Origin of the sequence: Xanthomonas sp. NCPPB 1062 (assembly GCF_041481705.2) — a bacterium.
Lineage (GTDB): Bacteria > Pseudomonadota > Gammaproteobacteria > Xanthomonadales > Xanthomonadaceae > Xanthomonas > Xanthomonas euvesicatoria.
Window position 1 is genome coordinate 785,926 of sequence record NZ_CM192987.1, and the last position, 18,437, is coordinate 804,362.

The 18,437-nt window shown below is 65.3% G+C and carries 15 protein-coding genes; 11 read left to right on the forward strand and 4 right to left on the reverse strand.

The genetic code is table 11. The features are described 5' to 3' along the window. Positions 1–78: 78 nt before the first annotated feature. Complete coding sequence (locus ACCQ16_RS03380) at positions 79–462, reverse strand: hypothetical protein (protein ID WP_014089325.1); 384 nt, start codon at positions 460–462, stop codon at positions 79–81. Between the two features lie 723 nt (positions 463–1,185). On the opposite strand from ACCQ16_RS03380, the gene ACCQ16_RS03385 reads away from it, so the two are divergent. From ACCQ16_RS03385 to ACCQ16_RS03400, 4 genes are all read left to right on the forward strand, one after another. Beyond that, positions 1,186–2,580 (forward strand): glycoside hydrolase family 28 protein, encoded by a 1,395-nt coding sequence (locus ACCQ16_RS03385; RefSeq protein WP_031420983.1) that lies wholly within the window; start codon positions 1,186–1,188, stop codon positions 2,578–2,580. Between the two features lie 356 nt (positions 2,581–2,936). Then, positions 2,937–4,085 carry a lytic murein transglycosylase B gene (mltB, locus tag ACCQ16_RS03390; protein WP_372380207.1) on the forward strand — a complete coding sequence of 383 codons (1,149 nt, stop codon included), beginning with the start codon at positions 2,937–2,939 and terminating at the stop codon, positions 4,083–4,085. Then, complete coding sequence (locus ACCQ16_RS03395) at positions 4,082–5,494, forward strand: septal ring lytic transglycosylase RlpA family protein (protein WP_277573317.1); 1,413 nt, start codon at positions 4,082–4,084, stop codon at positions 5,492–5,494. Before mltB ends, ACCQ16_RS03395 begins: the two co-directional genes overlap by 4 nt. Before the next feature lie 442 nt (positions 5,495–5,936). Beyond that, the gene (locus tag ACCQ16_RS03400) at positions 5,937–7,142 is read left to right on the forward strand and encodes a D-alanyl-D-alanine carboxypeptidase family protein (protein WP_003482723.1); all 1,206 of its coding nucleotides are present in this window, start codon (positions 5,937–5,939) and stop codon (positions 7,140–7,142) included. 166 nt (positions 7,143–7,308) lie between these two features. On the opposite strand, the gene ACCQ16_RS03405 is transcribed toward ACCQ16_RS03400, so the two are convergent. Next, on the reverse strand, positions 7,309–8,370 hold the full coding sequence (locus ACCQ16_RS03405) for a lipid A deacylase LpxR family protein (RefSeq protein ID WP_011346341.1): 1,062 nt from the start codon (positions 8,368–8,370) through the stop codon (positions 7,309–7,311). 308 nt (positions 8,371–8,678) lie between these two features. Between ACCQ16_RS03405 and ACCQ16_RS03410 the strand changes: the two genes are divergently transcribed. The 5 genes from ACCQ16_RS03410 (at position 8,679) to ACCQ16_RS03430 (ending at position 14,340) form a co-directional block, all read left to right on the forward strand. Continuing rightward, the gene (locus ACCQ16_RS03410) at positions 8,679–9,662 is read left to right on the forward strand and encodes a CsgG/HfaB family protein (RefSeq protein ID WP_014089329.1); all 984 of its coding nucleotides are present in this window, start codon (positions 8,679–8,681) and stop codon (positions 9,660–9,662) included. A gap of 126 nt (positions 9,663–9,788) precedes the next feature. Then, positions 9,789–10,067: a YbeD family protein gene (locus tag ACCQ16_RS03415; protein ID WP_008577897.1), complete on the forward strand. Its 279-nt coding sequence runs from the start codon at positions 9,789–9,791 to the stop codon at positions 10,065–10,067. Continuing rightward, a complete protein-coding gene (gene lipB / locus ACCQ16_RS03420) occupies positions 10,055–10,753 on the forward strand; it encodes a lipoyl(octanoyl) transferase LipB (protein WP_277573318.1) in 699 nt (232 codons plus the stop codon). Before ACCQ16_RS03415 ends, lipB begins: the two co-directional genes overlap by 13 nt. Positions 10,754–10,768: 15 nt before the next feature. Continuing rightward, the gene (gene lipA / locus ACCQ16_RS03425) at positions 10,769–11,782 is read left to right on the forward strand and encodes a lipoyl synthase (protein WP_277573319.1); all 1,014 of its coding nucleotides are present in this window, start codon (positions 10,769–10,771) and stop codon (positions 11,780–11,782) included. Positions 11,783–12,180: 398 nt separating this feature from the next. Continuing rightward, positions 12,181–14,340 (forward strand): carboxy terminal-processing peptidase, encoded by a 2,160-nt coding sequence (locus ACCQ16_RS03430; RefSeq protein ID WP_008577900.1) that lies wholly within the window; start codon positions 12,181–12,183, stop codon positions 14,338–14,340. Positions 14,341–14,424: 84 nt separating this feature from the next. Here ACCQ16_RS03430 and ACCQ16_RS03435 read toward each other — a convergent pair whose 3' ends face one another. Beyond that, the gene (locus tag ACCQ16_RS03435; RefSeq protein ID WP_218489904.1) at positions 14,425–15,168 is read right to left on the reverse strand and encodes a sulfite exporter TauE/SafE family protein; all 744 of its coding nucleotides are present in this window, start codon (positions 15,166–15,168) and stop codon (positions 14,425–14,427) included. An 87-nt stretch (positions 15,169–15,255) separates the two neighbouring features. On the opposite strand from ACCQ16_RS03435, the gene ACCQ16_RS03440 reads away from it, so the two are divergent. Further along, positions 15,256–16,161 carry a LysR family transcriptional regulator gene (locus tag ACCQ16_RS03440; RefSeq protein ID WP_008577903.1) on the forward strand — a complete coding sequence of 302 codons (906 nt, stop codon included), beginning with the start codon at positions 15,256–15,258 and terminating at the stop codon, positions 16,159–16,161. Between the two features lie 90 nt (positions 16,162–16,251). Here the strand turns inward: ACCQ16_RS03440 and ACCQ16_RS03445 are convergent, their stop codons facing one another. Next, positions 16,252–17,115 carry an endonuclease/exonuclease/phosphatase family protein gene (locus ACCQ16_RS03445; protein ID WP_071117866.1) on the reverse strand — a complete coding sequence of 288 codons (864 nt, stop codon included), beginning with the start codon at positions 17,113–17,115 and terminating at the stop codon, positions 16,252–16,254. A 182-nt stretch (positions 17,116–17,297) separates the two neighbouring features. Between ACCQ16_RS03445 and ACCQ16_RS03450 the strand changes: the two genes are divergently transcribed. Continuing rightward, the gene (locus ACCQ16_RS03450) at positions 17,298–18,353 is read left to right on the forward strand and encodes a bifunctional nicotinamide-nucleotide adenylyltransferase/Nudix hydroxylase (RefSeq protein WP_008577907.1); all 1,056 of its coding nucleotides are present in this window, start codon (positions 17,298–17,300) and stop codon (positions 18,351–18,353) included. The last annotated feature ends 84 nt before the right edge of the window (positions 18,354–18,437 follow it).

Below are 18,437 nucleotides of genomic sequence, written 5' to 3' on the forward strand. Positions count from 1 at the left end.
ACATTGTCCCTTTGCTGGCGACGCGGCAGCCCGTGGCTGGAAGGCTGCCGCGCGTGTCAGTGGCTGAGCGTTGCAGCCTTATTGGGAAACCCGGATGCTGCCGTTAACGTCGATAAAGACCTGAAACACGTTGCCGACTGTGAAAGTCGGCTGGTTCAGGGTTCGCAGCGCAGTGCCGAGTCTGCAGTCGGTCGTGCTGAATCCACCTACTTGAAATGTGGAGCCGACAAGAACCGAGGCAAGGGTTGTGGTCCTGCCGTTCGAAGGTACCGGGGTGCAGCTCCATCCGCTGCGAACTTTGACGTTCTGTACGAAAATTGCTTTTACGCCGGGGTTTTTATTTGTCGCAAAAATGGGAACGGCCTGCTGCGCGCTGGCCGTCGTGGCGACTCCCGCTGCCAATGCGAGCAAGGCACAGCATGCGGCTTTCCTGAAATCACGTGCGTTCGAATATATGGTCATTTAAATTTTATTTGGGTTGGAGAAGGGCGGCCTGTTGCAGGCTGCGGGGGATATCGCCAGTGGCGCATTTAATTGTTGCCTGAGCGTCGCGCATTTTGTCTATAGTGAAGTTAATGGATAAGATGGAATTGCGGAGAAAGTCACGAAAGCGCGTGGGTCGGATATGGATGTATATAACGGGGAATTTTATCTAATATAATTCGAGTAAATGGAGCGGTGGGCCGGGGTATTATTTGCCACTGAAAACTACGCGAATTAAATTCACTGGTGCCCTTGGATAAACTGGTCAAGCCGGCCGCGTGTGGTGACTGGAATGTTGGCTCAACAAGACCCATGCCATCGCGCGTGCAAGGCACCTAGGAGCGCAGTCCTGTGCAGCAGCCAGCGCAGGTGATCGTCGGCCGCTCGCCGTCGGGCAGATGCAGTGCATCGCCATGGCTGCTTCAGTCGGCATCGACGGCGATGGCAGTCGGCGTTCAGACGGAGGATCGCCACTCTGCTGAGGGCTCTTGATCCCGCGACCTTGAAGTCGCGTCGGCGTCTGGAGTTTTGCGGGAGCCTGTAAAAAACGGCTCCCTGGGCGACTGGTTCGGTGCCACGGTGGCCGATTCGCAATCGCTGCCGCCAGCTGCGCCGGGCGCTTGTAGAGTCCGCACGCTGGCGCGACTGCGTCGATCGCAACGTGCAGGCGACACATTCCTTCGCATTCGAGTGATCTCCCCGATGAAACTGCTCGCCACCGCCATCGGCGGTGCCTGTCTGGCGCTGGCCGGTCATGCCGCCGCCATCGATTTCGCCACTGGCGATTCCCGTCCGCTGTCCGAGCCGGTCGTTCCGGCCACCTGCAAGCTGCTGCGTGCCGGCCGGACCGCCAGCGATCGCCAATTCGACCCGGCATTGGAAAGCGCGCCGCCCGATACCCAGGCCATCCAGACCGCGCTGACCGATTGCGCCAGCAAGCACGGTAGCGTGTTGTTGACCACCGGCAGCGGCGACGCCTTCCTGACTGGCCCGTTGTCGATCCCCGCTGGCGTGACACTGGTCGTCGATCAAGGCGTCACCGTGTACGGCTCGCGCAACCCGGCCGACTACGGCAACGGTTGCGGTACGGCAGGCGCCAGAAGCGGAGGCTGCCTGCCGTTGATCGCCATCAAGGGCGCTCGATCCGGCGTGATGGGGGTGCGCCGCAATGGCCACCAGGGCACCATCGATGGCCGCGGCGATCTGCCCATGCTGGGCAAGACCACCACCTGGTGGGAGTTCGGCGAGGCCGCCAAAGGCGCCGGCCAGGTGCAGAACAGCCCGGACCTGGTCAAGTTGCAGAACGCCAGCGCTTTCACGCTCTACGACATCAACCTGGTCAATGCACCGTACTTCCATTTCTTTGCGCATATCGTCGACGGCCTGACCATTTGGGGCGTGCGCGTGAAGTCGCCGGCCACCAGTCCCAATACCGACGCGCTGGACCTGGACAGTGTGCTCAATGCCACCATCCAGGACAGCGACGTGATGAGCGGCGATGATGGCGTGGCGATCAAGACCATTGCGTCCAGGTCGGCCAACATCAGCGTGCTGAATTCGCGCTTCTATGGCACCCACGGCATCTCGATCGGTAGCGAATTGATGTCCGGTGTCAGCAACGTGCTGGTCGACAACAACGTCATCGTATCCACCGATGCCAACGGCAATCGCAGCACCGACAACAATGGCCTGCGCATCAAGACCAGCCTGGCCAAGGCTGGTGCGGTCGACCTGGTGACCTACCGCAACACCTGCCTGTACGGAGTGAGCAACCCGCTGGTGATCAATCCGTTCTACGGCAGCGCCCGCGGCGGCAGCGTCCCGACCTTTCGCAGGATCGTGGTCGATGGCTTGCGCAGCGTCGACGGGCGCGGCGGCAAGGGATGGGTCCTGCAGGGTGCCGATGCGAGCGCTCCGCTCGATCTGGTGCTGGCGAACGTGGCGTCCGACAACCTCGGCAATACCACCGGCAATGCGCGGATCGGTCTGAGCAATAGCGCGTTGACGCCGAGCGGCAGCAACGTGGTGACCACCGCAGTCCAGCTCGACGGTGCGGTGCCTACCTGCCCGGGCGCTTCACAGTTTCCAGATCTATAAGCGGTGCGGCGCGACCTTCGCCGGTCGTGTCGCTGACGAGCGCTCCTGCGCAGCAGCGCAGGCCGGTTGCCAGAATGCAGCCTGTGGTCCGGAGAAGGAGGCCGACGCCGGGCTTGGCCCGGCAGATCGGCAGGGCCACGCGACATTAGCGGCCTCATCCGGGTTGCACGAGCCGCGGTGCTGCCACCACCGCCAGCCGCAGGCCTTTGAAGCGCCCTTCAGCGCCCGCCGCAGATCACTGGCCGGTTCGCTCTGGCGGAGGCGGCATGCTGCGGAGAGCCTTGACATTGGCCAAAGTTCTTCGTTTTCATGGCCTTATTGCCAGAAGTTCATCTGATGTCTGTTACCCTCGGCCGATGATTCGACGCACCCTGACCTGCCTGCTCACCCTCGGCCTTGTCGCCTGCGCGACCCAGCCCAGTCCTCCGTCGCCGCCACCGGCTGCCAGCGCGCCGCCGGCCAAGCCGCCGCTTGCGCCATCGGCATCAGCACCGCCGGCCAGCGCCGCCGCCGAGGCGCCCGCGCTTCCGCCAGTCGACCTGACTCCGGTGCCGTTCGAGATCGCCCGCGCCAACTTCGTGCGCGACACCTCGGCCAGGTACGGCATCGATGCCGCGCAGATCGAAGCGGTGCTGGCGCAGGCGCAATTCAAGGACGCCATTGTCACTGCGATGTCGCGCCCGGCCGAACGGGTCAAGCCGTGGAACGAATACCGGCCGATGTTCATCACCCAGGCGCGCATCGATGGCGGCCGCAAGTTTCTCGCCGAACATCGCGCCGAGCTGAGCAAGGTCGAAGCCGCCACCGGTGTGCCCGCGCAGGTGATCGTGGCCATCATCGGGGTGGAAACCAGCTACGGCAGCAACGCCGGCAAATACCGCGTGCTGGACGCGCTGTACACGCTGGCGTTCCGCTATCCGCGCAGCGGCGACCCGGCCAAGCTCGAACGCGAAGTGCGCCGCGAACTGTTTTTCCGCGACGAACTCGCCCAGTTGTTCGCGCTCGGCAAGGAAGAGCAACTCGACGTCAGCACCCTGATCGGCAGCTATGCCGGCGCAATGGGCATGGGCCAGTTCATGCCGTCCAGCTATCGCCAGTTCGGCGTGGATGGCGATGCCGACGGCACGCGTAATCTGTTCACCGACTACAACGACGTATTCGCCTCGATCGCCAATTACTTCGTCAAGAAGGGCGGCTGGGTGCGTGGCGGGCAGGTCGCGGTACCGGCCACGCTGGCCGCCGGGCACGAAGAATTCAATCCCACCGACTGGTCGCCGGTGTACACGCTGTCCGACCTGTCGGCGCGCGGCTATCACCCGAGCGCACCGGTGGTGGCCGGCAGCACCGCTACCCCGATCAGCCTGGAAGACGCCAACGGCAAGCAGTACTGGCTGGGCTTCCAGAACTTTTACGCGATCACCCGCTACAACATTTCCAAGATGTATGCGATGGCCGTGTTCCAGCTGTCCGAGGCCATCGCCGGCAAGGAGTTACCCCCGGCATGAACAACATTGCAGGCCCCAAGTGGCTGATCCCGATGGCGCTGATGCTCGGCCTGGCGGCCTGTAGCAGTGCACCGAAGAAGACCGCCGGCGGCAACGGCAGCGGCGCGATCAAGGGTGTGAAGGTCGAAGGCAAGGGCCCGGCGTATGTCGCCACCGGTTGCCCGTCCACCTCGCCGTATGCGCCCGCCAAGGAAGATCCGTCCACGCGCGGCGACTACACCGCCGGCGGCTTGTACAAGCCCGGAGTGAAAGACTCCACGCCCGATCACGTGCCCAATGTGGCCTGCATCCCCGAGCCGCTGGTGACCAACGAGCCGCGCTCGGCGGTGGGCAATCGTTCGCCGTACGAAGTGCTGGGCAAGCGCTATGTGGTGATGGACAACCCCGGCGACTATGTCGAACGCGGCACCGCCTCGTACTACGGCAACAAGTTCCATGGCCGGCTGACCTCCAACAAGGAGGTGTACGACATGTACGCCTTCACCGCCGCGCACAAGACCTTGCCGCTGCCCAGCTTTGCGCTGGTGACCAACACCGACACCGGCCAGTCGGTGGTGGTGCGCGTCAACGACCGCGGCCCCTTCCACGACGGCCGGGTGATCGATCTGAGCTACGCCGCGGCGGTGAAGTTGGGCATCACCGGCAAGGGCACCGGCAATGTCGAAGTCCGCGGCCTGACCGAAGCCGACAACGGCAATCTGCTCGCCAAGCGCCGCAGTGGCCAGACACCGGTGAATACCGCCGTTGCCGCGGCGCGGCCGGCTGCCGGCGCCAGCCAGATCGATGGCCTGGTGCAGCGCTTGCCCACCCGCACCGTGCCGCCGCGTGCGGTCGCCACCGGTACCGCCACCGCGGTTGCCACAACTGCCGCTGCACCCACTGCCGGTGCACCGGTCACTGCGGCCGGCGAGCGTTGGCGCTACCGCGTCGCCGATTCGCGCCAACCCGGCAATGCCGACAACTTCGATGCCTGGATGAAGGCGCAGGGCGTGCGTGTGGCCACCGGCAAGCCGGCCGCTGCGGCCCCGCGACCGGCCGCGTCAGCGTCTGCCGCCGTGCCCGCCGCGGCGCCGCCAGTGGCGGTTGCGGCGGTCAAGCCATCCGAAAGCACTGCCTCGCGCCCGCTCAAGGCCGACCCAGCGCCCGCCAAGGCGCCCAGCGTGGCCGAAGCTGCGCTCGGCGACATCCTGCTGCAGGTCGCCAGTTTCGCCAGCCGCGAAAACGCCAATCGCGCACTGTCGCAACTGGCTTCGGCGGGGATTGCCGGCGCCAGCGTCAGCGACATCGTCAGTGGCGGGCGCACGCTGTGGCGGCTACGCGTGAATGCACGCGACCATGCAAATGCGTCGGAGATTGCCCAGCGCATCGCCGGCCTCGGGTTCGGTCGCCCGCAGATCGTGGTCAATTAGCGCGCCTGGGTGGGCCACTGCGACGCCGATCGGGCGTGAGCGCATCCGTGCTTGCGCGCTGGCTGCAGTGGCGTTATCGGGAACGGCTGAGCCCACCCGGTCAGCGGGTAAACATTGCGCATCTGCATTGCGCATCTGCAAGGCGGATGCGACCAAGGTCGGCTTCGATATGCACGTCGCGCACGTCAAATCCTTCGCGTCCTCTGCCTCCAGCTCACGCCTGCGCACCGGCGTCGCCCGTCGAATGCGCTGCAAGCAATGCCGCACGTGTGCGTGTCGCCGCATTCGGCAGTTCGCCTCGGGCACCGCAAGCGTCCGTGCGCCTGGCTGCCATCGCTGAACTGCGCAAGCGCACGCATCGCGCAACGCGTCGCCCTGATCGCCGCGGCGTCTTACAATTTCGCATTGCCCGGCTTTCGGGCCCGTCAGGAGTCGTTCTTCAATGAAATTCCGCTTCGCCGCCGCTGCCGTGGCCACGTTCGCCTTCGGCCTGGTCTGCGCCCAGACACCTGCGCCGCAGCCGACTCCTGCCGTGGCTGCCGCCCCGGCCGCCTTGCCGGTACCGCCGGCGCCCGCACCGGCCGTGTCCAAGTCCTGGATCCTGATGGACTACGCCACCGGGCAGGTGCTGGCCGGTGAAAACATCCACCAGCAGCTGGCGCCGGCCAGCATCACCAAGGTGATGACCTCCTACGTGGTCGCCGCCGAGATCAAGAACGGCAAGGTCAAGCGCGACGACCAGGTCATGATGAGCGAACGCGCCTGGCGCGAAGGCGGCGCGGGCACCGACGGCAGCTACAGCGGCTTCCCGGTCAACCAGACGGCGCGTCTGGAAGACATGGAAAAGGGCATGGCGATCCAGTCCGGCAACGATGCCGCCATCGCGCTGGCCGAGCACGTGGCCGGCAGCGAAGAAGCCTTCGCCTCGCTGATGAACAGCTACGCCGCCAAGATCGGCATGAAGGATTCGTACTTCGTCAACGCGCACGGGCTGAGCGCCGAAGGGCATCACTCCACCGCCTACGACCTGGCCCTGCTGGGCCGCGCGATGGTGCGCGATTACCCGGAGACCTACGCCTACAACAAGATCAAGGAATTCCAGGTCGGCACCATCAAGCAGAGCAACCGTAACCGGCTGCTGTGGCGCGACCCGGCGGTGGACGGCATCAAGACCGGCCACACCTCCGAAGCCGGCTACTGCCTGCTGAGCTCGGCCAAGCGCGGCGATCAGCGCCTGATCGCGGTGGTGATGGGCGACAGCTCCGAAGAACAGCGCGCCACCGATAGCCTGGCGCTGCTCAACTGGGGCTTCCGCTTCTTCGAAACCCACAGCCTGTATGCGCCCGGCAAGGTCGTCACCAAGCAGAAGGTCTGGAAGGGTCAGCAGGATGAAGTGCAGCTCGGCGTGGCACAGCCGTTGCTGGTCAGCCTGCAGCGTGGCCGCTACAACGACCTCAAGCCCAGCATGGAAGTGCCCAAGAACCTGCAGGCACCGATCAAGCAGGGGCAGCAGGTTGGCACCGTGAAGGTCAGCCTGGACGGCAAGGTCATCGCCCAGGCCCCGCTGGTCGCCATCAACGCCGTCGAAGAGGGCGGATTCTTCAAGCGCCTCTGGGACGCGTTCTGGATGTGGTGGGAATCGGAGTGATCCAAACAAAAAAGCCGGCTTTCGCCGGCTTTTTTGTTTGCGGGATTGGGGATTGGGGATTCGAAAAAGCGAGGGCAGCGGCGAAGCCCCGCGCTGCTCTTCCAAATCCCGCTGGCCCGCTCTTGCGAATCCCCAATCCCCAATCCCGAATCCCGAATCCCAGCCGTCAAAGCATCCGGCTAATCGTAAAACTGCCATACACCGGCGTTTCGCGCTGGGTGTCGAATTCGCGGGTACGGTGGTAGCGGGCGAGGGCGAATTTCCAGCGGCCGTACATCACTGCCAGGCCGTAGCCCACATCGCCGACGAACGGGCGCTTGTCCACGCTGTGGCTGTTGCGGAAGGTGTTGCCGTCCAGGGTGATGTCGCGGATCACCCAGCGCGCGTCGGTGGTGACGAACAGGTGGCCGGACCAGCCGCTGGCGCGCCCGAGCCGGCTGGGGGCGGTGTTTTCGCCCGCGGGGCGGGTCGGGGTGCTGCCGAAGTCGTCCGGCAGTTTCCAGCCGAAGCGCGCCTCGCCGCCTGCATTCAAGTGCGTGGCCATGTTGCCGACCGCGCCGCCCCAATGCGAAATGAAATCCCAGCCGAACCCACCGGCATTGCCGCTGGCATCGGCCGGCCAGCGATGCATGCGCTCGTGCACCAGGTTGATCAGCGGTTCGTTGTGCAGTTGGTTGTCCCAGCCCTGGAATTTCTCGTCCCCGAGTGCATCGTGGATCGCATCCTGCGCTTCCTTCGCAAGCGCCCACGGGCCGACAACGCCGACCTGCAACTGCGTGGTGCGCAGGTGCGCATCGTTACGCGCGTTGTAGCCGAAGCTCGCCAGCAGGATGCCGGCATAGGGGCGGTCGTCCGGGATGACGTCGCGGCGGGTGTAATCGGTCGGGGTGAAGATCGCCTGGCCGATGGAAAACACCATGTTCTGCTGGTCGAACTCGCCCGGGTGCAGCCGCTCCAGATAGCTGTTGACCCACCGCGCAGTCCGCGGCAGGCACGGGTCGTCGGTGTAATCGACCAGGTTCGGCGACACCAGCGTCAGTACCGCGCCGTTGGAATACCCCTGGTCCTGATCCTCGCCGCCGAACAAGTCGTTATCGACACGGAAGTTCACCGCAGGCGGCGTGCGCCCAAGACGGCTGGAATCGCACTGATCCGCCGCCAGGGCCGGCAACGACAGCCCGGAAAGAGAAAGCAGCAAGGCAGCAGACAACGCGTGCGGTCGGAGCATGGAGGACCTGGGGAGGAGAGCTGGAATCGGAAAAATGCCTGCGTCTTCTGTTGCGCCGTGTGAACGCGCGCGTCATTTGCCGCGGCTAAAGCGAGCTGTAGCAGCCGTCGAACACAGCCGTGTGCGATGTCTGTGGGGCAGTGACAGCCCTAGGCAGCAGGCGAGCGCTGCTGCCATGAAAAGCTGGCGCCGATAGCATATGATCCGCCGCGGGGGAACCAGCCCCAAGGAACGGCGGCCTTTGCAGGCCAATTCATTACCAACGGATCGCGTTTGCCAACGGCAGCGCAGGTGTTTAGGGGACTAACATGAGCAAGACGATTTCTGTGGGCGCAGCGCTGCTGTCCAGCGTGCTGGGTATTGCATTGGCCAGCGTTAGCGCGCCGGCGTCGGCCGGGTTCAAGGACGCCTTCAAGGGCTCCGCGCAAGATCAGCGCAAGGAGGGTGTGGCGCAGATCCCGACCTGCACCAAGTCGCTGGGTAGCCTGTCGGTCATCGAGCCGGAAGACGCGGTCAACTGGTGGTCGGGCCAGCAGCTGCCGGCGCCTTCCAAGTTGATCAAGGTGTTCGTCAACAAGTCGCGCTGCTTCACCCTGGTGGATCGCGGCGCCGGCATGGCGGCCTCGCAGCGCGAGCGCGATATGGCGGCCAATGGCGATCTGCGTGCTCGGTCCAACATGGGCAAGGGCCAGATCCGCGCGGCCGATTATGTGATGACGCCGGACCTCATTTCGCAGAACCACAATGCCGGCGGCAGCGCCATTGCCGGCATGTTGGGCGGCCTGGTGGGCGGCAATGCCGGCAACCTGGTCGGAGGCCTGAACCTCAGCAAGAAGACCGCTGACGTTGTGCTGACCATCACCGATGTGCGTTCTTCCGAACAGGTCGCCATGGCTGAAGGTAACGCCAAGAAGACCGATTTGGGCTGGGGCGCGCGTGGCAACGTCTTCAGCGGCGGCGACTACGGCGCGGCCGGTGCGGGCGGTTACGCCAATACCGAGATCGGCCAGGTGATCACGCTGGCATATCTGCAGGCCTACACCGACATCGTCAGCCAGCTCGGCGGGCTGTCCGGCAATGCGGCGGCATCGAACACGCAGCAGGCGGTCACGGTCACGCGTGCAGGGCGTCTGCTGGCCAATGCCAAGGGCACGGGTGCGGCCGTGCGCACGCTGGAGCCAGGCATGATGCTCTACCCCACCGGGACCAAGGAAGGCGTCATGTGGGAAGTCGAGGACGAGATGGGCAACCGTGGCTGGGTCTCCTCGGCCATGTTGGAACTGTCCAAGTAAGCCGCGGATGCAATCGGCGCCAGGCGTGACGGCGCTGGCGTAACGCAGCGGGGCCGCGCGGCTCCGCTGTCCCATTCCGCGCGGGGCGGGCTTGGGTTTGCCCATCGTCGGCCCGATAATGGGCGGATGGATATCAGCACCGACAACCCCGATCACGGTTTTCAATTTCCCGGCACCTTCGAGCTCAGCGCCATGGGCACGGCCGAGCGCGGCCTGGAAACCGAGCTTCCGCGCCTGCTTGCTGCCACCGGCGTGGAGCTGCTGCAGGAGAGCGTGAGCTGGAAGCATTCTTCCAGCGGAAAGTATGTCTCGGTCAAGATTGGCTTCCGTGCCGAAAGCCGCGAGCAGTTCGAGGCCGCACATCAGGCGCTACGCGATCATCCGGAAGTGAAGTGGACGCTGTAGCGGCCGAGCCCGTGAGCAGCTCTACGGCTGGCTTGCCTGCGCAATTACGCGACCTCGGCCAGCAGGACTACGCGCCTGTGTGGCGTGCAATGCAGCGTTTCACCGATGCGCGTGGTGAACACACGGCCGATGAGGTCTGGGTGGTCGAGCATGCGCCGGTGTTTACGTTGGGTCAGGCCGGCAAACCCGAGCATGTGCTGGCCCCGGGCGAGATTCCGGTGCTGCAGGTCGATCGCGGCGGGCAGGTCACCTATCACGGCCCGGGCCAATTGGTCGTTTACCCGTTGCTGGATCTGCGCCGGCTGAAGATCGGTGTGCGCGATTACGTGTGCAAGATCGAGCAGGCGCTGATCGATACGCTGGAGGAGTGGAACATCGTGGCCGAGCGCCGCGACGGTGCTCCTGGCGTGTACGTGGGCGGGGCCAAGATCGCCGCGCTCGGGATTCGCGTGCGGCGTGGCTGCACCCTCCACGGGTTGTCGTTCAACGTGGCGATGGACCTGGAACCGTTCCACCGCATCAACCCGTGTGGCTACCAGGGTCTGCAGGTGACCTCGGTGCTAGACTTGGGCGGCCCCTCCGGGATGGACGCCGTCAAGGCGGTGCTGCTCGACCAGCTGGCGCGCCAGTTCGGCCTCGTGCTGCAGCCCACTTCCGCATTGCCCGACCTTTCGCTTCCGGCCTGAGCGCCCCGTATCGTCATGACCCAGCCTATCGCCCGTTCCATTCCCTTGCAGGTCGTCTCCGGCGACACCGCCGCGCCTGCGCCGCTGCAGACCGGCGTCAAGCAGATCGGTGGCGACAAGATCAACCGCTCGCCGGTGCAGTTCGTCGACGCGCCGGTGCTGCGCAAGCCGTCGTGGATCCGGGTGCGGATTCCCTCCGGCAATGCGGTACAGAACCTCAAGGCCAAGCTGCGCGAAAACCGCCTGGTCACGGTGTGCGAAGAAGCCAGCTGCCCGAACATCCACGAGTGCTTCAGCCACGGCACCGCGACCTTCATGATCCTGGGCGAGGTCTGCACGCGGCGCTGCTCGTTCTGCGACGTGGCGCATGGCCGGCCCAAGCCGCCCGACGCGAGCGAGCCGGCCAGCCTGGCCGCCACCGTTGCCGACATGGGCCTGAAGTACGTGGTGGTAACCAGCGTGGACCGCGACGACCTGCGCGACGGTGGCGCCCAGCATTTCGTCGACTGCATTTCGGCCATCCGGGCCATTTCGCCCAACACGCGTATCGAAATCCTGACCCCGGATTTCCGCGGCAAGGGTCGCATGGACCGCGCGCTGGAGATCCTGGCGCTGAGCCCGCCGGACGTGTTCAACCACAATATCGAAACCGTGCCGGACCTGTACCCGAACGTGCGCCCCGGCGCGGACTACCAATGGTCGCTGACGCTGTTGCAGCGCTTCAAGGCGCAGCATCCGTCCATCGCCACCAAGTCCGGCATCATGCTGGGCCTGGGCGAAACGATGGAGCAGGTGCAGGCCACGCTACGCGACCTGCGCGCGCACGATGTGGACATGATCACCATCGGCCAGTATCTGCAGCCCACGCCGCACCATCATCCGGTGATGCGTTACTGGACGCCGGAGGAATACAAGGCGCTGGAAGACTACGGCAATGCGCTGGGCTTCAGTCATGTCGCCTCCGGCCCGATGGTGCGTTCGTCGTACCACGCCGATCGGCAGGCTGCGGGCGCTGGCGTCGCCGCCTGAGTCGGTAACAGGCAAGCGGGCGACTGCCGCGGCCGTGTGCGATCGATGTCTGAACCAGCCCCGCGGTGCGGGTGCGTCGATGCAGGCCGGTCCTGCGTGTTGTCGGTAGGCCGCTGATCGACCAGTGGCGACGCGCTACGGCCGGCCATATCGCGATGCCAATCAACGACAGCCCCGTGCATCGCGCGGGGCTGTGTCGTCTCTGGCCCATGCGGCGCGCAGCCGCAAGGTACGGTCTCGTTCACAATCCGCTACAGGCCCGGCGCTAGGCTGATTCAGCCAGCGGATGACAACGCCAGCAACTTTCGGCACTGTCATGCTGTCTGATCCGTTCACCGCCCTTCTTTCGTCGGCCTCGTGCCGAGAGCCATTCGATGACCTACAACGTTTCTTCGTGCATGAAGGCCGGCCTGCTGGCGCTGGTGTTGACCACTCCGATGGCCTTGCTTGCACGCGCCGATACTGCGCTGCCCGCCGCCGCCACGCCCGACCAGGCGACGGCCACCAAACTCGTCTACGGCCTGCTCTCCGACAGCCGCTATGCCTACCGGCCGCGCACGCTGGACGAGGCGATGTCCAAGGACGTGTTCAAGCGCTACCTGGAAACGCTGGATGGCGGCAAACAGTTCTTCACCCAGGCCGATATCGACAGCTTCGCGCCGCTCCAGGCCGGTGTGGGCGACGCGTTGCGCGGCGGCAACCTGGAGCCGGCGTTCCAGGTGTTCTCGGTCTACAAGAAGCGCGTCGATCAACGGGTCAAGTACGCGCGCGACCTGCTCAAGCAGGACTTCGATTTCAGCGGGAACGACAAGTTCGAGTACGACCGCAAGGACGTGCCGTGGGCTGCAGACGACAAGCAGTTGGACGTGCTGTGGCGCCAGTCGGTGATGAACGATTGGCTGCGCCTGAAACTGGCCGGCAAGAAGCCCGACGACATTCGCAAGACGCTGGACAAGCGGTATGTGGCACTGGCCGATTCGGTCAAGCAGCTCAAGGGCGAAGACGTGTTCCAGTTCTTCGTCAACGCCTATACCAATGCCGTCGACCCGCATACCGATTACTTCACCCCGCGCACTGCCGAGACGTTCAACCAGCAGATGTCGCTGTCGCTGGAAGGCATTGGCGCGCAGCTGCAGAAGCAGGACGACATGGTGGTGATCCGCGAGGTGATCCCGGGCGGTCCGGCGGCGGTGGACGGCACGCTCAAGCCGGGCGATCGCATCGTCGGCGTTGGGCAGTCCAAGAATGGCGCGATCGAAGATGTGATCGGCTGGCGCATCGATGACGTGGTGGCCAAGATTCGCGGCAGCAAGGATACCCAGGTGCGCCTGGAGTACATCCCGGCCGAGTCGGGCATCGACGGCAAGCACCGCACGGTGACCCTGACCCGTCAGAAGGTGCGTCTGGCCGAGCAGGCTGCCAAGGGCGAAACCATCACCTTGCCGGCCACCGGCAGCGAGCCGCAGCGCCGCATCGGCATCATCAAGCTGCCGGGCTTCTACCAGGATTTCGAAGGCCGTCGCCGTAACGCAACCGACTACGCCTCGGCCACGCGCGACGTCGCCAAGCTGCTGGCCGGCTTCAAGACCGACAAGGTCGATGGCGTGGTGCTGGACCTGCGCAACAACGGCGGTGGGTCGCTCGACGAGGCGATCGAACTGACCGGCTTGTTCATCGAGCAGGGGCCGGTCGTGCAGGTCCGCGAATCCGGCGGCCGCGTCACCGTCAATGGCGACAGCGACCCCAAGGTCGCCTGGGACGGCCCGCTGGCTGTGTTGATCAACCGCGGCTCGGCGTCGGCATCGGAAATCTTTGCCGGTGCGATCCAGGATTACGGCCGTGGTCTGGTGATCGGCGAAACCAGCTTCGGCAAGGGCACCGTGCAGAACATCGTCGACCTGGATCGCTGGCCTGCTGCCGAAGGGCAGCGGTATGGGCAGGTCAAGTTGACGATCGCGCAGTTCTTCCGCGTCAGCGGCTCCAGCACCCAGCACAAGGGTGTGGTGCCGGATATCGCCTTCCCGGCCAGCGTGGATGCCACCGAGTTCGGTGAGAGCACCTACGACAATGCATTGCCGTGGACGCGTATCGCCGCTGCGCCGCACACCCAGTACGGCAACTTCGCACCGCTGCTGCCCAAGTTGCAGGCTTTGCACACTACGCGCATCGCCACCGACAAGGAATTCCAGTGGTGGGAAGAAGACGTCAAGCAGTTCCGCGATGAAAAGGCCAAGAAGTACATTTCGTTGAATGAGGCCGAGCGCGTTGCCGAGCGACAGAAGCAGGATCAGCAACGCAAGGATCGCCAGCAGATTCGCAAGCAACTCGGCCTGCCGCTGGATCCGCTTGCCGAAGACAGCGACGACGGCCTGACCGGTAACGAGCGCGACATCGTCAAGGACACTGCACGCGAAAAGGCCGCCGAAAAGCGTCCGGATCCGCTGCTGCATGAGTCGGCGGCCATCCTGGCCGATGCGCTGGGCTTGCTGTCGCAGGACAAGCCGTTGTCGGCGCAGGTGCTGCCGAAGTCGACCGCACCGGGACGTTGGGCAGACTGAGCCAGACTGCCGATTCAATGCATGGGCGCCACCGCTTGCCGGTGGCGTTTTCATTTGGACAGTAGTGTTGCCGCTGGCAGCGTCTTAGGCGATGGCCTGCCAGCAGGCCTGCAGGCCGAGCAGCAGCAAGGTGCCGAAAAATATCCGGCGGAATGCCTCGGCAGAGATGCGGCGTCGCAGCTTCGTACCGGCCCACACTCCCAGCGCGGTGGGCAGCAACGCCAGCAGCGATGGCAGGCCGGCCGAGAGCGGCACGCCACCGTGCCAGACCAGTGCGATGGCCAGCGCAAGCGTTGCCGTGCCGAAGCACGCGGCCAGTGCGCGGATCAACACCTCGCGTGGCAGGCCCAGTGCAGAGAGGTACGGCACCACCGGGAGGACCAGCACGCCGGTGGCGCCATTGAGCAGGCCACCGACCAGGCCGATCAGCGGGCTGCCCCAGCGCTCGTGACGTGGCGGCAGGGTCCATTGCCGGCGGGCAAGCCCCTGCAGGGCATAGGCAACCAGCAGGGCCCCAAGCGCGCCTCGCAGGTAACGCGGATGACCGCCAATCATCAACCCGGCGCTCAACCAGGTGCCCGCCACCACCATCACCAACACTGGCCACAGACGCCGCAACAGCTCGGTCGCGGCTGGCCCCCAGGCCTGCTGCAGATTCGTCACCAACGAAGGCAGCACCAGCAGCGCGGCGGCCTGGCTGGGCGGCAGCCACAGCCCCAGCAACCCCATTGCCACCGTTGGCAGCCCCATGCCGGCCACGCCTTTGACCGCGCCAGCGAGCAGGAATACCGCGGCAACCATGACCAGCTGCGAGACGTCTTCATTCATGGGGAGCAGCATCGGCGCGGTGGCGGTGCCCGGCAAGCTGTCTTTGTTTGAGGCAGACTTCGGCCACACCGAAGGCTGGAGGTGCAGATGCAGGTGGAATTCACCGACTTGCGGATCTTTGTTGCGGTGGCCGATACCGGCAGCATCACCGCCGGCGCCGACCGCGTGGCGCTGTCGCTGGCGGCCACCAGTGCGCGTATTCGCGCGCTGGAGCTGCAGGTCGGCGCGGCCCTGTTCGAGCGTGGCCGGCGGGGCGTGACGCTCACCGCCGCCGGCCAGGTCCTGCTGCGTCATGCACGGGTGCTGGCACGGCAGGAACAGGCGATGCGCAGCGAGCTTGGCGATTACGGGCTCGGTGGACAGGTCACCCTGCGGTTGGCCGCGAATACCGCCGCACTCTCCGAATGGCTGCCCGAGTGCGTCGCGGATTTTCTGCTGGCCCATCCGCGGGTGGACCTGACCCTGGCCGAATGGGGCAGCGAGGAGGCGGCCGATGCCGTGCGCGACGAACGTGCCGACCTGGCCGTGGTGGCCGGGCATGCCGACTTCACCGGCCTGCAACGGCGCCCGTTTCGGCAGGATCGCCTGGTAGTCGCGGTGGCCGCCGGCCATCGGCTTGCCGGCGCCGACAGCCTGCGCCTGGCCGATATCGCGCCGATGCAGTTGCTGGCGCTATCGGCCGACAACGCCTTGCAGCGCCACCTGCGGACGCACCTGGCCCGTGCCGGCGTGCAGCTGCGCATCCGCGCACGCGTGCCGGGCATCGAAACGCTGTGCCGCATGCTGGCACGCGGCGTGGGTGTGGCCATCGTGCCGCACGCGGCGCTGGCTTGCTCCAGTGTCAGGCAGCAGCTGGCGGCGGTACCGCTGGAGGAGACCTGGGCGCGGCGCGAGCTGTCCATCATCTGGCGCGACGCCCCCTCGGCCACCCTGCAGGCCTTGCTGGAATGGCTGCAGGCCAGCGCCGCGAACGCCGGCATTCACCCGGCTTGATCACCGCAGCGCTGCGTGCATCGGCTGGGACCGTGTCACCGCCGGCGCGCGCGCCGGCTGCCGGCCGCTGGCTCTTGCGCGCTCTTGTCCTCAGCGTGGCCAGTCGAACTCGGCCATCACCGGGTAATGGTCCGACGGCAGAATGCCGCCGGGACGATCGTCCAGGGTCGCGAAGCGGGTAGGACGCAATCCGCGATACAGGATCCAGTCGATGCGCCGAGTCGGGTGCGTGGTGAAGTCCTGGAAGGTGTTTTCCGGCCCGCTGCGCTTGCTGGCCTGTGCACGTGCATCGCGAAGTACCGCGGTCAGCGTGGGGTAGGTGATTTTGTCCGGATCGCTGTTGAAGTCGCCGGTCAGCACCACCGGGACAGTGGCGGGCAACTGCGCGATGCGCGACAGGATCAGGCGCGCGCTGCGCTCGCGGGCGGGCTCGTCCTCATCGCGATACGGAAAGTGCGTGTTGAACAGATAAAAGCGGCGTTTGTCGCTGCGTCGCTCGAACAGCGCCCAGGTGGCCATGCGTGGCAGCACATTGCCCCAGGTAATGCTGCCGGCGCGTTCGGGCGTGTCGGACAGCCAGAAGTTGCCCGACTCCACCACCTTCAGTACACGCGCGTCGTAGAACACGCCCATGTGCTCGTCGCTGTCATCGCCGCGCCGGCCCTGGCCGAACCAGCGGTAGTCGGGCAACTGTTCGGCCAGAAAGGCAGCCTGTTCGCTCACCAGTTCCTGCGTGCCGAACACGTCCGGATGCGTCTGTTTGATCAACGCGACCATGGCAGCGCGACGCACCTGCCAGCGTTTGTCGCCATCGGTATCGGCCGGCACGCGCACGTTGAACGACATGACCCGCAGTGGCGCGGCCGGCGTGACAGCCAGCGCGGGTAAGGCGATACACAACAGTGCACCGATTGCGAGAAGGCGGCGCAGCACCTGCGCGATGGAGCGTGGCATGCAGGGAAATTCCTTGAAGAACAAGAGCGCCGAGTCTAGCCAGAGATGATGACCGCTGCGTCACGGCGACGACCACCGATGCAGAGGCAAGTGGCCGCTTGACGCCATCGTGCATCGGCGTAGCATTTGCACTAGGCAGGCGGACAGACCGCCAGCCCACCACTCAACCGTGAGGGATTCTCATGGCAACACCGTACGATTATCTTGTGTTCATCGGGCGTTTCGAGCCCTTTCATAACGGCCACGCCGCCGTCGCCCGCCATGCGCTGGGCAAGGCGAAAAAGCTCATCGTGCTGATCGGCTCGGCCGACACGCCGCGCACCATTCGCAATCCTTGGACCGTCGCCGAACGTGCGGTGATGATCGAATCCGCGTTGCCGGACGAAACTGCGCGGCTGATCGTGCGCCCGCTACGCGACCATCTCTACAACGAAAGCCTGTGGATTGCCGAAGTGCAGCGGCAGGTTGCCGAAGCGGTGCAAGCCGATGGCGGCTCGCTGGATGCGAACATCGGCCTGATCGGCATGGACAAGGATGCCAGCAGTTATTACCTGCGTGAGTTTCCGCAGTGGCCGCTGGAAGATGTGCAACACACCGCAACGCTGTCTGCCACCGAATTGCGCCGCTACCTGTTCGAAGCTGGCGACATCGGTTTTCACGGCGGCCTGTTGATGCTGCGCGGCAATGTGCCGGCGCCCGTCTACGACATGCTGGAAGCGTTCCGGCGCAATTCCCCCAGCTACGCGCAGCTGGTGGCCGAATACCGCTTCATCGAGCAATACCGTGCTGCATGGAAAGACGCGCCATATCCGCCGACGTTCGTGACCACCGATGCGGTGGTGGTGCATTCGGGCCACGTGCTGCTGGTGCGGCGTCGCGCCGAACCGGGCAAGGGCTTGTGGGCATTGCCCGGCGGTTTCGTCGGCCAGGAGGAAGGACTGCTGGACTGCTGCCTGCGCGAGCTGCGCGAGGAAACCCGGCTCAAGCTGCCGGTGCCGGTGCTCAAGGGCTCGTTGCGTGGCAAGCAGGTCTTCGATCATCCCGAACGCAGTCAGCGCGGACGCACCATTACCCATGCGTTCCATTTCGAGTTTCCGGCCGGCGAGTTGCCTGCGGTGCGCGGCGGCGACGATGCCGACAAGGCGCGCTGGATTCCGATCGCCGAAGTGATGGCGATGGGCCCGCGCCTGTACGAAGACCACCTGCATATTCTTGAATTCTTCCTGGGCCGTGGCTGACGCGCGCAACGACGACGTGCTGCCGCGATACCACCAGGGCCGCACATGCCGTGACCGCTTGAACCGTGACCTCCCGCCGGCGGA

Coding starts and splice junctions, on each gene's coding strand:
- ACCQ16_RS03430 (WP_008577900.1), top strand. CDS start 12,181: ATGAAGGCCGGCCTGCTGGCGCTGGTGTTGACCACTCCGATGGCCTTG.
- ACCQ16_RS03400 (WP_003482723.1), top strand. CDS start 5,937: ATGAAATTCCGCTTCGCCGCCGCTGCCGTGGCCACGTTCGCCTTCGGC.
- ACCQ16_RS03445 (WP_071117866.1), bottom strand. CDS start 17,115: ATGCCACGCTCCATCGCGCAGGTGCTGCGCCGCCTTCTCGCAATCGGT.
- ACCQ16_RS03435 (WP_218489904.1), bottom strand. CDS start 15,168: ATGAATGAAGACGTCTCGCAGCTGGTCATGGTTGCCGCGGTATTCCTG.
- ACCQ16_RS03440 (WP_008577903.1), top strand. CDS start 15,256: ATGCAGGTGGAATTCACCGACTTGCGGATCTTTGTTGCGGTGGCCGAT.
- ACCQ16_RS03385 (WP_031420983.1), top strand. CDS start 1,186: ATGAAACTGCTCGCCACCGCCATCGGCGGTGCCTGTCTGGCGCTGGCC.
- ACCQ16_RS03410 (WP_014089329.1), top strand. CDS start 8,679: ATGAGCAAGACGATTTCTGTGGGCGCAGCGCTGCTGTCCAGCGTGCTG.
- ACCQ16_RS03405 (WP_011346341.1), bottom strand. CDS start 8,370: ATGCTCCGACCGCACGCGTTGTCTGCTGCCTTGCTGCTTTCTCTTTCC.
- lipA (WP_277573319.1), top strand. CDS start 10,769: ATGACCCAGCCTATCGCCCGTTCCATTCCCTTGCAGGTCGTCTCCGGC.
- ACCQ16_RS03380 (WP_014089325.1), bottom strand. CDS start 462: ATGACCATATATTCGAACGCACGTGATTTCAGGAAAGCCGCATGCTGT.
- mltB (WP_372380207.1), top strand. CDS start 2,937: ATGATTCGACGCACCCTGACCTGCCTGCTCACCCTCGGCCTTGTCGCC.
- ACCQ16_RS03415 (WP_008577897.1), top strand. CDS start 9,789: ATGGATATCAGCACCGACAACCCCGATCACGGTTTTCAATTTCCCGGC.
- ACCQ16_RS03395 (WP_277573317.1), top strand. CDS start 4,082: ATGAACAACATTGCAGGCCCCAAGTGGCTGATCCCGATGGCGCTGATG.
- ACCQ16_RS03450 (WP_008577907.1), top strand. CDS start 17,298: ATGGCAACACCGTACGATTATCTTGTGTTCATCGGGCGTTTCGAGCCC.